This is a genomic window from Candidatus Profftia lariciata, assembly GCF_020541265.1.
Taxonomy (GTDB): Bacteria; Pseudomonadota; Gammaproteobacteria; order Enterobacterales; family Enterobacteriaceae; genus Profftia; species Profftia lariciata.
Genome location: NZ_CP045925.1, coordinates 898,843 through 915,625, shown reverse-complemented (window position 1 = coordinate 915,625; position 16,783 = coordinate 898,843). Strand labels below are relative to the sequence as shown.

5 protein-coding genes and 1 pseudogene are annotated in these 16,783 nt (G+C 22.8%); all 6 read right to left on the bottom strand.

Annotated features, from left to right (window positions below):
• Nucleotides 1–112: 112 nt before the first annotated feature.
• The 6 genes and pseudogenes from topA to GII40_RS02365 all read right to left on the bottom strand — a co-directional run bounded on the left by topA (nucleotide 113) and on the right by GII40_RS02365 (nucleotide 15,798).
• Entirely contained in the window at nucleotides 113–2,698 is a 2,586-nt protein-coding gene (gene topA, locus GII40_RS02390) for a type I DNA topoisomerase (protein ID WP_226813250.1), read from the bottom strand.
• Nucleotides 2,699–4,784: 2,086 nt separating this feature from the next.
• Nucleotides 4,785–5,753, bottom strand: a complete 969-nt coding sequence (gene dusA, locus GII40_RS02385) for a tRNA dihydrouridine(20/20a) synthase DusA (protein ID WP_226813249.1) — start codon at nucleotides 5,751–5,753, stop codon at nucleotides 4,785–4,787.
• Between the two features lie 2,251 nt (nucleotides 5,754–8,004).
• Nucleotides 8,005–10,287 (bottom strand): annotated as a pseudogene (mrcB, locus tag GII40_RS02380) (bifunctional glycosyl transferase/transpeptidase); the annotation flags it as partial.
• A gap of 2,467 nt (nucleotides 10,288–12,754) precedes the next feature.
• Entirely contained in the window at nucleotides 12,755–13,840 is a 1,086-nt protein-coding gene (gene aroC, locus GII40_RS02375) for a chorismate synthase (RefSeq protein ID WP_226813248.1), read from the bottom strand.
• Nucleotides 13,841–13,962: 122 nt separating this feature from the next.
• The gene (gene prmB, locus GII40_RS02370) at nucleotides 13,963–14,895 is read right to left on the bottom strand and encodes a 50S ribosomal protein L3 N(5)-glutamine methyltransferase (protein ID WP_226813247.1); all 933 of its coding nucleotides are present in this window, start codon (nucleotides 14,893–14,895) and stop codon (nucleotides 13,963–13,965) included.
• 246 nt (nucleotides 14,896–15,141) lie between these two features.
• Entirely contained in the window at nucleotides 15,142–15,798 is a 657-nt protein-coding gene (locus tag GII40_RS02365) for a M15 family metallopeptidase (protein WP_226813246.1), read from the bottom strand.
• Between the last annotated feature and the right edge of the window lie 985 nt (nucleotides 15,799–16,783).

Genomic DNA, 16,783 nt, shown 5'->3' with positions numbered 1-16,783 from the left:
AATATAATAATATTTATAGATACTGAATAAAATATTTTTATTCATTAAAAATTTAATATTTGTATTTATTATATTATAATGTTTGATATTTTGCATGCTAAAAATAATTAATTTAATTTTCAATCCATTTACCTCCTGTAAAAAATGCTGTCCAACCAGTAGCTTTTCCATTGCTCTCTGAAGCAATGTATTGCTCTTTAGTTTTACGATTAAAGCGTACTATCGTTTTATTGCCTTTAGGATCTTTTTGTGGTGCATTTGCTATATAATGAAATTTTTTAGGTAAACGTTCTTTAAAGCGAGCTAATTCTTCTACTAAAGGAGCACGTGTTTCACGCGATTTTGGAAAAGTATTAGCTGCTAAGAATATACCTACAGTTCCATCACGTAGAATAAAATATGCGTCTGATTTTTTACATGGTAGCTCTGGTAATGGAATGGGAGATTCTTTTTGGGGAGCTAAGTTACCATTACGTAATATTTTACAAGTATTTTTGCAGTCTTGATTAATACAAGCCATATATTTACCAAAACGTCCTATTTTTACCTGCATTTGAGATTGACATTGTTTGCATTCAACAATTGGACCATGATAACCTTTAATTAAGAAATTTCCTTTAATAATTTCATAACCTTCGCAATTTGGATTATTACCACATATATATAGTTTACGATGATTATCAATAAGATAACCATCCATTGTAGTACCACAATGTAAGCATTTTTTTTGTATATCCAACAATGAGCTAGTTTTTACACTATCTCCTTCTACCACTTCTTCTTCAGGAATAAGATTAATTGTAGTTTTGCACCTCTTCTCTTTTTGTGTTATTTTATATCCAGAACAACCTAAAAATATACCAGTACTTGCAATACGAATACCCATTTGACGTTGACAGGTTGGACAGAGAATATTGGTTTTAACCATGTGATTAGTACGCATACCACCATCTTTAGGATCGTTTTCAGCAATAAAAAGTTGCTGACTAAAATTTTGAAAAAAGTTATCTAATAATATTTTCCAATCTTTATTAGCATTCGCAACCTGATCTAAGTCATCTTCCATATGAGCAGTAAAATCATAGTTAATTAGTTCAGGAAAATTATTTTTTAAACTATAAGTAACAATTTCTCCAATTTTTTCTGCATAAAAACAACGATGCTTAATACGTACATATCCGCGATCCTGAATTGTTGAAATAATTGATGCATAAGTAGAAGGACGACCAATACTACGTTTTTCTAATTCTCTTACTAAAGATGCTTCGTTAAAACGAACAGGTGGTTTAGTAAATCGTTGTAGTGGTAATAGTTGCTGCATAATTAGATGAGTACCTACTTTAATAAAAGGTAATGTATCATCCTCAATTTCCTTGCATACTTGAGGTATTATTTTTGTCCAGCCATCAAAATATACAGTACGTCTTTTTGTTTGCAGAATGTAATCGCCTGCTTTAACATAAATTGTAGTAAAATTATATTTTGCTGATGTCATTTGACAAGATACAAATTGAAGCCAGATAAGATTATATAACTTCTGTGCGTCATCTCCCATATTATTTAAATATTCAGAGATCATATATATATTAGTAGGACGAATAGCCTCATGTGCTTCTTGAGAATTTTGAACTTGAGCATAAGTATTAGGTTTTTTTGGTAGGTACTGTTTACCAAAAAGTTGATTAATATAATTACGTACCATATTTAATGCATCCTGACTAAGATTTTTTGAATCAGTCCGCATATAAGTAATATGACCAGCTTCATATAGTAGTTGAGCTAGCATCATTGTTTTCTTTACACTAAAATTTAAACGTGTATTTGCTGTTTGCTGTAACGTAGAAGTGATAAATGGGGCACGAGGATTACTATTAGTTAGTTTATCTACACGATCAAATACTATATATTTTGCTTTTTCCAGATCTTCTATAGCAGCGTGAGTATCTTGATTGTTAATAGGTTTAAATATTTTATTTTTATAATTAGTAACTTGCATTTGTAAGAAAATATTATTTACATTTAAATTAGCACGTAATTCCCAATACTCTTCAGGAGAAAAGGTTTTAATATCATGTTCACGATCCACTATTAAACGCACAGCAACAGATTGTACACGTCCTGCTGATAAACCACGGGCAATTTTTTTCCATAGCAGTGGAGAAATCATGTAACCTACTATTCGGTCCATAAAACGACGAGTCTGTTGAGCATAAACTCTATTAATATTTAATTTACCAGGTTTATTAAATGCTTGTTGAATTGCTTTTTGAGTAATTTCATTAAATACTACGCGGCTATAGCGATTTTCATCTCCGCCAATTACCTCACGTAAATGCCATGCAATAGCTTCTCCTTCACGATCAAGATCAGTTGCAAGATAAATATGATCAACTGTTTTTGCTAATGATTTTAATTCCGCAACAATTTGTTCTTTACCTGGAAGTATTTCATAGGACGCTGTCCATTCTTGATAAGGATCAATACCCATGCGTTTAATTAATATTTCATGCTTATTTTGATGAATTTTATTTTTTTCTTTATTTTTTGTAGAGAGTATCTCTCGTTTACTAGCTAACCTACTAGTTGGTAAATCTCTAATATGTCCTACACTAGATTTTACCACGTAGTTCTTACCTAAATATTGACTGATAGTTTTGGCTTTTGCCGGAGACTCAACTATTACGAGAGATGTACTCATAATTAACCTTATTGAAATTAATTTTTTATCTCCAGGAGATATAGTTTATTTATAATTAGCAATAAACAATGTATTCGTTATATATTAAAATAAATAATTTTAAAAAAAATTTTTTATTTTATGTATTATATTACTATATTAATTACATATAACAAATATTGCATTATTTATTATCAATATATAATATATTTTACTAATAATTAAATATATAATATTATAATTTAATATTTTTCATAAGAAATTAATTTATATATTTAAAATATTATACAATATTAATTAATATGTAATAATGCAGTATATTAATTTATTTTTTTAAATAAAATATAAACTTTAAAATAAAATATTAATTTTTACTATTGTATATTTATTAAATAATCATTATTTATTGTCCTTTTACTAATTTACTAATGCATACTTTAAAATCTCTGTATTATATAATAATACGATTCTTATTTTTTAAGAATTGACGTTTGTTGTTTTATTAAAAAAAATAATAAAATTTTTTAATTAATATAATAGACCATATGTATTGCAAGTATTTTATAGATAATATTTTTTCAAAATATTAAATAAATAAATCAACTATAGTAAATATTATTGTAGTATAATTGACTTATGTTAGTATGTATATTTAGTATGATAATTAATTTTATAATATTTCGTGTTCTTATTATAAATTAGTTGATATATCTATATATTGAAATTAATGCTAGTCATTATAATATATATCACCTAAAATATAAAATTTACTATATTCTTTTTATTCAATAAATCTTATTAAGATAAATGAATTATTATTTTTTTATTTTAAATAATTATCTACTTATCAAAAAAATGCAATTATATTTAAACTATTGATTAAGTTATTACATATGCATTATTAATAAACTAATCTGTAATAATAAATGAATATAATTGATAGATCTCTAAAACATTGTATAATATCATGACGAATAATTAATAATTTTTATATATTACGTGATAATTTATTGATGTTATATTGATAACATATTTATTGCTTTAATAAAGAAATAAATATAACAATAATATTTCTTCTTATATATAATTAATGTGTATATTTGTGTTAACTAAAAGATTATATTTTAATAGTGTATTATAGTAAAATAAATTTTTAATAACATTACATAACTATGTAACATTCTACAATGATAAAATTGACATACTACTTTTATAAGTTATTAATATATTATTTTAAATAATTATTATAATCTATATATTATAACTTCCTGATAAAATGAAATTTGCTGTTATAATATTTATTTTTTGTATTATTGATTGAGCAATATCATTGGCATAAATCTCAGTATTATTAATTTATTTTTTAACAAGTTATAGTGATTGATTACTATATATTTTATATAATTTTGCTAAATTAAAGATAATATCTTACAAGATATTAAGAATTTTTACAAAAATAACGAGTAAAATATATTTTTGTAATATATTTCTGTAAAAATAAAACTATGATAATACAATATAAGAAATTATAGTATTAAATTTATTATTATTTTTTTATTTATTAGTAATATCATGAAATGTACAAATAATTGTCAATTACATTGAATACTATTAACTAGTAAATACAAAAAGTATTGACGTATATAAAGAAAAATTTTTAGTAATTTATAAAAAATATTTTTAGTATATTTTGTTCTAAAAAATATATAATACTACGATCATTATTATTAAAATAATAGATATTTAATATGCATTTTAGATAAAGACAAAATAAAAATAATATAATCTTAATTATTAAGATATTTGTTATTTATATTTTTATATATATACCTTTTATTATTACAATTTTAATGAATACTAATAATTCATTTACATAGAATTTATAATTATTTAATATAATAAAATGATTACTATATATCTCATTCATTTTAATTTAGTAAAATTATTTGATAATATAAAATATATATTGTGTTATAAATTTATATAATTATAAAATAGAGTTTATAATATAAAACATTTTACAATATTTATTTGTTTATTACTAGAATTAATATTCTTAATATTTTATATAGTTATATCGCATAATATATTATATATCTGTAATAATTTAATTGATAAAACGTAAGGCTTCTTCTAAAATTTTAACACCTGATTCTAATTTATGTGCATTTTCACTTAAGTGACGGCGCCAATGGCGTGCACCATTAGCGCCGTGAAATAAATTCATAATATGACGAGTTATATGATTTAAATAAGTACCTTTAGATAGTTCACGCTCAATGTATGGATATAATGAACGCACAACCTCTATATTGTTAGGTACACCAGTAGTTGACTTAAATAGTTCACGATCTATATTAGCTAGAATACTAGGATTTTGATACACTTCACGTCCTATCATCACTCCATCTACATATTGTAAATGAATTTTCACTTGTTCTATTGTTTTAATTCCACCATTAATTATAATATTAATATGAGAGAAATCTTTTTTAATTTGATAGACAGGAGTATAATCTAATAAAGGAATATCACGGTTTTCTTTTGGACTAAAACCTGTGAGTAATGCTTTACGAGCATGTATTATAAAGTTATTGCATTCTCCTTGTCTGGAAACAATATCAATAAAATTATATAAAAAATCATAACTATCTTGGTCATTAATACCAATACGAGTTTTTATTGTAACTGGTATAGAAACAACATCACGCATAGCCTTAACGATATCGGCAACTAAATGCGCTTTGTTCATTAAATATGCACCAAAAAAACCATTTTGCACACGTTGTGAAGGACAACCAACATTAAAATTAAGTTCATCATAGCCACGTTGTTCAGCTAATTTCGCGCAATATGCTAAATCTTTAGGATTATTACCTCCCAATTGTAATACTAATGGATGTTCTTCTTTATTATAGATTAAAAAATCTTTTTTACTATGTATAATAGCGTTGGTTGTGATCATTTCGGTATAGAGAAGCGCTTGACGACTTAACTTACGATAAAAATAACGACAATGACGATCCGTCTTATCCATCATAGGAGCAACGGAAAATAGATACAACTTGTTTTTCATATTGATTATTATATCCAAAAAAATACATGCTCTATTTAATTATTTATTGTATGACTTATAACATATTTATTGAAAATAATTTTGCTTTTTACTATTATTATATATTATAAAATATCATTTAACATTACTTACAAATAAAGTAAAAATATTATTTTATATTAGAGTAATATTCATTACATTGTAAATCAGATAAAAAATAAGATTATTAAAATAAATAAATTTTAACAAATTGTTAACTAATATTTTTATATTTACTTATATCATCTACTATATAATAGTATTATTAACTTTTTTATTGTATTAATATCTATTATTATTGATTAAAATTCTTTAAGAAGAATCAAATACATCAAAAATATTATAAATAAATATTTAATATAAGTATTACATATCAGATTTTAAAATAAATATAATATTTATTTAAAGTACTATAATAATCAATACTATTACATTAATAGTATTATAATATATCTTGATATCAACATACTTGAATATAGTTAAATATATTTAATTTTTATTACAAAATATGATAAAATATAATTTTATGTATATTACATACTTTTATTACATATGTAATAATAAAGAATAAATTTAAATTTTTCTAAATTATTAAAACATTACAATATGCCCTATAAATAACAGAATAGTGTGCTAATTAATATCTTGTTATTACTTAATGTCTTATATTAAACAAACAATAAAATTATTGATAATTATTTTATTATGTAACTACAGAGATAGTATAATATTAAAAGATTGATTATTTAAATATTAATTTTTAGTGATTAATAAATTATTTATATTATTAATATTCTATGATTAATTATATTAATCAATTAATGATTTACAATCATAAAATGATTAATAATAAATATATGTAATATTACAATCAATATCTTATTAAAGATATAATTATTTCATCAATAAATTATTAAATGTACATATTACAATATATGTATTGTGTTTCAATAAAATATAATTATATATATTATGACGTTTTACATAAATTAATACTGTGATATAGTATTACTAATAAAAACTATTAAATAATGAAAAGTAAACTACTATATCTGATGTACTATTAGTTAAGAGATGTATTGCTTAATAATATAATAAATAATAACTATCTTAGTATAATTACAATATTATTGTTGTAAATTAATATATTATTAAATAATACTATTATTTGTAATGAATTTTATCATTATATAATGATTTATTTAAATGTATAATTACACTTGTAATGTACTATATTTATACATAATAATATAAATTCTTGACAATATTAACATAGATTTATATCTATTAAAAAATAAATTAATTAATATATTAAAAATATTTATAATTTTGTAAATTATCATAAATATAATAGATTATATATTAATGATTTTATAAAAAACAAATATTATATCTTATATTTTACATATAAGAAATGTATATTGAAATAGCTATAGTCCACTCTTTGGTAGTCTTATGTAGTTATTATTAATTAACAAATAAGTTTTTATGATGTAACTATTTTATGTTAATAAATGATGTACTATAATTAGCTTAATGAATTATAAAAAATAACATAACATAAGATATATCAGTTGATAATAAAGTATTTTTTTAAAAAAATGAAATTATATAAATAATATATTATTCTTTATTACTAGTATTATAATATATGTCTTGATATATAATATAAAATAGACCGATTTATATACATGATAATATATCATGCAATTATTTATTTCTTAATATTGCGTATTATATTATACTTGATATCATAATATCATGTTATTAAATTTTTGATGTTACAAGAGAGTATTAAGTTATTGTATCATGCATAATAATGTTATTAAATTTTCTTATAGTAATATATCAATATATTTTTGAATGAATTTTTATTATTTAAATAATATGATATGTTATAAATTTTATTATTATTTAATAAAATATATTTTGATTAAATAAATATTTTTTGGGTTAATTTATTAAGTATGAATCAGAAATACATAGACAATATTCTTCAAATAACACAGTTATTATACTAAATAATATTTAAATTAATTCTTAGTTAAGAATATTAATTTTTAATTATTATAACAAACAGAATTAATTCATCCTATATTGCTTATATTTTAAATAGATAAATTTTAAATACATTTTTATTCATAAAATAATTATATACTTAAGAATAAAATAAATTATTTTTTACTCATGAATGTAATAATTATCAATTAAGTATAATTATTTGCTTAGTAAATTATTTTTTATTAAAAAGATTTTTGATCCAATCTATTATTGTTGTTTGTTTTAACAGATTATTTTGTTTATTTTTAAAATAAGCTGTACATAATTTTTGGGGATTTTCTGTCCATATAGGAATAGTAAGTGAACTATGACCATTACATATAAAATTTCCTAATGTATCAATATTCATATTAATAATTCCTTCTGGAGGTATTAAGTTTAGTGTCAGCGGAGCTTGGTATTCTAGATAACGACGATATATAGTCATAGCACCATTAGCACCGGTCAAATTAGTTGGACCATTATTATCACGCCCAACCCAAGTTATAGTTACTTCTTTACCATCTATACCAGCAAACCAACTATCTCGCAAATTATTGGTAGTACCTGTTTTTGCAGCTAAATGATAATTACCAAACTGTGTAGTTAGAGCATGAGCAGTACCTCGATTTACAACTTGCTGCATACTGTACAATGTTAGATAAGCAGCCTGTGGAGGTACTACGTTGTGTGCCTGAGGTAAGCTTTGATATAATATTGTACCATTTTCAGCAATTACAGAACGCACTGAAGATAAAGGAGCTAAATTACCAATACTAGCAATAGTTTGATATTCTTGTGCTACCTCTATTAGGTTAAGATTAATTGCTCCTAGTAATATTGATGGAACTAAATGAATTAATTTTTTAGGAATCCCTAAGTTTTGTAGTGTTGCACTTATTTGATTTAAGCCTAATGACATTCCTAAATTTACTGTTGGTATATTAAGAGAATACACTAAAGCATCTATAAACATTACTTGTCCACGATAATGATGGTCATAATTTTTTGGTTGCCATATCATACCATTAGGTTGTTTTAGAGAAATAGGTTGATCTCTTATCCATGCATTTAGACGATATTTATCTGGTTCACTAAGTGCAGTGAGATAAGTTGACGGTTTAGATAAAGAGCCAATGGAACGACGAGCATCCATTGCACGATTAAAACCTGCAAACTGGGGAAGAGCACCACCAACCATTGCTCGTACTTCACCACTAAAGCGATCAACAATAACCATTGCTGCCTCAAGATCATTAATATGATGTGCTAATTTTAGCTCTATAATACCATTTTCAACGGCTTTTTCTGCTGCATTTTGCGATAATGGATCTAAAGTAGTAAATATTTTTACACCAGATAAATTACTTATTTTGTTACCTAATTTTTTTTGTAGCTCTTGATGTACCATCTGCATAAATGCTGGTTGTGGTGAAATAATACTATTTTTTGGTTGAATACCTAAATGACGTGTACTCAGTACATCATATATTTTTTGATCAATAATGTGTTGATTTTGTAATATTTTTAATACTAGATTACGACGCTCTAATGCTAGTTGAGGATTATTCCATGGGCTATACAATGAAGCTCCTTTTACTATTCCTACTAATAGTGCTTGCTGATCTAAGCTTAGTTCGTCAATAGGACGTCCAAAATAATAAAGGCTTGCCAGAGGAAAACCTCTTATCTGATCACTGCTACTTTGACCAAGATATACTTCATTTAAATATAGCTCTAAAATGCGATCTTTACTATAACGATAGTCTAAAATTAAAGCCATATATGCTTCATTTATTTTACGCCATATCGAACGTTTATTAGTTAAAAAGAGATTCTTTACTAATTGCTGCGTAAGCGTGCTGCCACCTTGTACAGTGCGTCCAGCATTAAGATTAGCGATGATAGCACGACAAATAGAATAAATATTGATTCCATCATGCTTATAAAAACAACGATCTTCTGTTGCTATTAATGTATATACTAGTAAGTCAGGAAAACCACTTCTTGGTATAAATAAACGTTGTTCACTGTTAGGTGACTTTAACATAGTGATTAAACGAGGATCTAAACGAAAGCAACCAAATTTACGTTGATTGTTCATATTTGTAATATGAGTTAAGATATTATTATTAAATACTAAACGAGCATAAATTTGTTCTTCTTTACCATCAGGAAAATTGAATGGACGACGAATTAAATCAATATTATTATCATTAATTGAGAATTCTCCTGGATGTGTGATATTAACTACTTTACGATATTGAATGCCTTCTAATAAATTTATTATTTCTTCCTTACTATAAGATATATCAGATTCAAGATCAACAATACGACCATATACTGTAGCAGGAAATTGCCATACTTGTCCGTTTATGCGCAGCCGTATCTTTTGATCAAGATAAATACCGTAAATAACTAATACTATAAAAATACTTAGCGTTATTTTGATAAAAAAAATAAATAATTTATGTTTACTAAAATTTTTAATTTTATATGTGCCAAAAATACCATGTATCTTCATTGTCTTCAATATTATCTTATATTTATATAAAATAATCAAAATTTTTATAAAAAATAGTATTTATAATACTATTTTATAAAGAAAATCTATCAATATACTATTTATATATCTTATTTTAAGTGAGGAATAATTAAGTTCTATTCATAACGTAATATTCTATGTATTTATTCATTACTTTAATTGAGATATAGTATACTTAACTATTAAGTAATCAAATATTATATATTTTGTATCAAATTTAGATAGTAATATTATTTTTTAAATAAAATATAATTATTTTATGTATATTTAGGTTAATAGTAATTAATATTTAATTATATACATAATATGTATTTAAAATATTAATATTATATTATAAAATATTTATAATATAGTATTATAAAAATAATATTATATTATCCAATCAATGTTTATTTAGAAATACTCTAGAAATATTAATAAATAACATAATAAATTTATTTGTTTTATCTTACTTTTTATTAATAATTATTGTTCGTTAAAATATCTTAAACTAACAAATAGATCTACAATTTTTGTTATTTAAAATAGAAAAAATTTACTTTTATTTTTTTAGTAATAGAGTAAACATATATTATATAAGTAATATTATAAATATTATAATAGATAAAAATATTATGAAATATATTGATATCTTTTTAGAAATAAATTTTTTAAAAAAATTAAATTTTTAATTATTTAAAATAAATTTATTTCTTTTATTATTTTTATTTTTAAAAAATTATTTAAATAATATTGCTGAATCAAAATAAATATTTAATATACTTTCTATAATAGTAAATATACTCAAAAACTAAATTAATTATATTATTATAGTAATAAACTAATAAACTAATAAATATATAAATAATTTTATTATTACTGTTATTATATTTTTAAAAAATAATTAATATTTTTACTATGATATTTGTTAATAAATTATTTAAAGAAGATTTGTATCTTTATTAATTAAAATAGTCTGTATATAAATTAAATAAAATAATAATGTATATTAATTACATAATACATATTATATTAGTAATATCTAATATATTTATTATATGTAATATATAAATAATTAATAAAATAATAGAAAATATTTTTTATAACTTATTACTATAATCATTCAAAAATTAATATAAAATTATATTTTAATACTTAATATTCATTTAGTAATTATTATAAATTTTGTTATATTACATAATGAAAATTTTTACTAAGTAAAAATATTCTAACAATAGATAATATTATTAGAATTATTTTGATGGTATTATTAATTATATAAAAGTTGTTTTTATTAGTTATATCTAATTTATTAGATTTTATAATTAGTACTATTTAAACAAATTATTAATATAATAGATGCTAGACTGCATTTAATTATATCAAAACATTAATCTATACTAATAATAGTAAACAATTATTAATTAATAATCTATATATACTATATTAAAATAGTTAAAAATTTATTAAATATCCATATATAAATAATATCAATAATATTATTTTTATAATATATCATACAATTGACATAAAATATTATTATAATTATATAATATTAATCCATTAATATAATAACCATAACTATTATAATTAATAGTATTAATATTAATAACCTAGTTAATATACATATATTTTATTTTTTTAATATATATAATTAGTAATTTTATATGAATATAACCAATAATATTATATATACATTATACTAATAATATAATGTATATTAAGAATATACAAATAAAAAAATTTTATGTATCAAATCAATCGATAAGTCATGTAATATATTAAAAATATTGTTACATGGCTAATACAGCACATAAAATATGTATTGTTTTACAAAATTTTAGATAAATTAATTTTCTATATCACTATTAATTACATACTTCTTAATATAACAAGTCAATATATTTGGTATATTAGTTTATCTTATTTGCAATATTTATGACTTGTTTATTATTAAGATAGTTAAATATAAAAATACAATTACAAGTATTTAATTTTATTAAATTTTTTAGTAATTATAATAATTAATAAATTATTTTAATAATTTTATTACATTCCTCTTGTTACTTTAAATAGTAAGTAAATTATATTTTTCTAATTAATTAAATGATTATTTTTTGATTATTGAACATTTAAACAATTATTATAGTCAACACACTATAATACACATATATAAAATATTAATCATCATTATTAAATACGTATAATTTAATAAATTATATCATAATATATATTAATAGTTTATTCATAATAATATAAAATTTTTATATCTTATGTATGTGTTTTGTACATATGTTTTATATTATTACAGTAATTATAATGATTATTAATTATATAATTATTGATATGTATAATGTAGTTTTATAATTTTACTTAAAAATATTAAGTAATATTATTATATATTAAATAATAATAATTTTTACCAACGTGGAACTTCTGAAACTAGATCTCCACACTGCGCTCTTTGACGTAACAGATGATCCATTAATACAATGGCTATCATCGCTTCCGCGATAGGAACTGCACGAATACCGACGCAAGGATCATGACGACCACGCGTTATTATTTCAACATTTTGACCTTGGCGATTAATTGTTTTACCTGGTACCATGATACTGGAAGTAGGTTTTAATGCTATATGAGCAATAATATCTTGACCACTGCTAATACCGCCTAAAATACCGCCAGCATGATTGCTTTGAAATCCTGTATTAGTAATCTCATCGCGATTTTCACTGCCACGTTTATTTACTACTGAAAAACCATCGCCAATTTCAACACCTTTAACAGCGTTAATACTCATTAAAGCATGAGCTAAGTCAGCATCTAAACGATCAAAGACAGGCTCTCCAAGTCCTACAGGAACTTGTTGGGCTACAACGGTTATTTTGGCCCCAATAGAATCTCCTTCTTTTTTTAGCATACGCATTAATTTATCTAATGCTTCTAATTTGGTTGGATCAGCACAAAAAAATGGATTTTGTTCTACTTGATTCCACTCTTTAATAGGACAGATAATATTACCAAGTTGCACTAAACATCCACGAATGTTGACTCCATATTTTTCTTTAAGATATTTTTTAGCAATAGCTCCAGCAGCTACACGCATTGTTGTCTCACGTGCAGAAGAACGACCACCACCTCTATAATCTCTAGTACCATATTTTTGTTCGTATGTATAATCTGCATGTCCTGGACGAAATATATCCTTTATTTCATTGTAGTCTTGTGATCGTTGATCAGTATTGTTAATTATTAAGCCAATACTAATGCCAGTAGTAATTCCTTCAAAAACTCCTGAAAGAATTTGAACTTTATCTAGTTCACGTCTTTGTGTTGTATAACGAGATGTGCCAGGACGACGACGATCTAAATCTTGTTGTATATCTGCTTCTGTTAAAGACATACCAGGAGGCATACCATCAATAATACAACCTAACGCTATACCATGTGATACACCAAATGTTGTAACACGAAAAAATTGTCCAATACTATTTCCTGCCATATGTAACTCCTTAGTTTTTCTAACTTATAATTTTAATATTATATTATAGTTTAATAAATGATTTATTAGTATGATTTATGTTAAATGAAGAAAAAATAATATGAATTTTAAAGGTATTTTTACTAAAAACGATAAAGAGTAAAATATTGTAAATAGTCAATATGTTGTTGTTTAGTTAACATAAACACACCATGACCACCATTGTTCAATTCTAACCACAAGAAAGGAATCTTAGGATATTGTGCTATGAGATGTTTCATACTATTTCCTGCTTCGCAAATTAATATACCATTATCAGATAAGTAATCTGATGCGTAAGCTAAAATACGTTTAATAAATTGTAGACCATCTTGTCCTGCATTAAGTCCTATTGTAGGCTCAAAAAGAAACTCTTCTGGAAGATTTAACATGTCCTCTGCATCTACATATGGTGGATTAGTAACTATAAGATCGTATTGAAATAGTGGTAATGCATGGAATAGATCAGATTGAATGAGTCTTATGTTATGATCTAAATTATGTGTATGAATGTTTTTTTTTGCTATAGATAGTGCTTCTTTAGAAATATCTACTGCATCTACTTTAGCTTCGGGAAACTTATGAGAACATGCAATAGCAATACAGCCACTACCGGTACACATATCTAGAATATTGCTTGGATCTTTAGCAATAATACCACTAAAGCTATTATTAATTAGTTCTCCAATTGGAGAACGAGGTATTAGCACTTGCTCATCAACATAGTATTCATGACCGCAAAACCATGCTTTATTTGTTATATAAGCTACTGGTATGCGATCTTTTACGCGGCGTTCTACATTTTTTATGATAAGAAGACGTTCTGTAAGAGTTAAACGCGCAGCACAAATATTTTGAGAAATATTTAATGGTAGATGTAAAGTGGGTAAAATAAGAAATAATGCTTCGTCCCAAGCATTATCAGTACCATGACCATAATATATGTTAGCTGCATTAAAACGACTTACTGTCCATCGCAACATATCTTGGATAGTATACAATTCATTTGCTATATCACTTACAAAAAAATTATTCAAATGCGTTCCTACTAAACATAGAGTATTGTTCGTGATTTAATTTTATTTGGTCAAATAATTTAACTAAGATAAAATAATTAATAAATAATTAAAATTTTATTATATCATAAAAGATTGTAAATCAATGGTAATATCATTAAAATTATTTGGTTAAATAAATAGAGTGATCAAGTATTTATTACGTAGTAAAATAATATATTTTTTTTAAAGAAAATAATTTCATGATACAAAACATTATTATATATTTTATTTTTTAATAAAATAAAAAAAAATTTCTGTTAAATTTTGTAGTAACCATTTTGAACCAGCAATATATTTTCCTTGCCAAGCTTGTTTTATTAATGCTTCAGTGAGTTGGTATTCTATTAAGGACGCAAGGGGATGATAACTGATATGCCAAGGTTCTATTGCAACACCTTTTTGTGTCTTATTAAATGGGCAGTAAAAATTAAATCGCATCATATTTGCAGAAAGCCATTTATTTAATGGATATTGACAACCTCCTTCCATATATTCCCACAGTTCGAGTTGTAGTTTTTGATGACTTGGTACGAGATTAGGATCATAAACATCAAGATCAGTTCCCCAATGATGACGACTAGCCCCAGGAAGTGCTGACCAACGTAAAATTGAATAGCATAATTCTCTGTCTTGCATATTTAGAATATTAACTGGTCGGCTTGTATTATCAAGAATAGGACGTTGTCCATTGAATTTGGTATTCCATATCATTTGTTGTCGAGCAAAGTCTCTAAATGTACTGATAGGTTGTATATTAAAACCGTCTTTTTTTGCTGCATATTGTAATGTTAAAAAAGCTATAATTGTTTTAGATTGTAAATAATAGTTACCATAAAGTATAGTAAGATGTTTAGTGCTTTGACCAGTAATAATTTTATGCATGGCATCTATGATATTTTAACCTATCAGTTTAATAATTTAAAATTTAATTATTAATGTATACTCAAAAATTTATCATTATATCCTATATATAGAATATAACTATATTTATATTATTAAGTATATTAAAGATATACTTTGAATATAACTAATATTAAAGTCAAGGAAATGAGCATAATCTTGTCAAGATATTATATCTTTCTGCTAAAATAATAAAAATTAATAATTGTATAAAAGATATTTTGTTATTTTTATATATAAACTATTTTTATGTTTTATAATATTAAATTTTATTCTATAAAATATTTAACATATCATTACTATATCATAGTAAGATTTGCATATTTATTATTTTAATAAAAATATTATACTGTAAGTATAAACAAAGTACATTTATCAAATTTATTAATTTATTTTATCTTAATTATTAATTAATAATGTTGTTGTAAATGCTTACTAGTAATATATTGTAGTATCAATTTTGTAGTTTTTAAAGATTGCAAATTTCAATAGAATAAATTTTAATTTTATTAAAAATATTTTTTTAAAAATAAGTAGTATCATATATATCAAATAAAAAGATATTTATTATACTGTTTAGTAATGTTAATAAATTATATCCTATATATTTTAGTGCAGCTGATTTATTTTATAATAAAATACTTACTTATAATCAATTATCATTATTTCATGCACATTTAGTTTTATAATTATAAAACATTTATCTTGTATCAAGATGTTTATTATAAAATAAATTATTGTAGTATAATAGACGCAATACTATAGAGTACTCATAGTAATATTTAATTAACGTATATTAATAAAATAAATATCAGTAAGTTAATGTTTTATTGCTAATATTATAAATATATTTACTAGTTAAAAATACATTTACTTAAAATATTTAATTTTTATGCTATTTTGATATTCACCTTAATTTATTAATACAAGAATATCATATATTAATTTACTATACTTAATATTATTT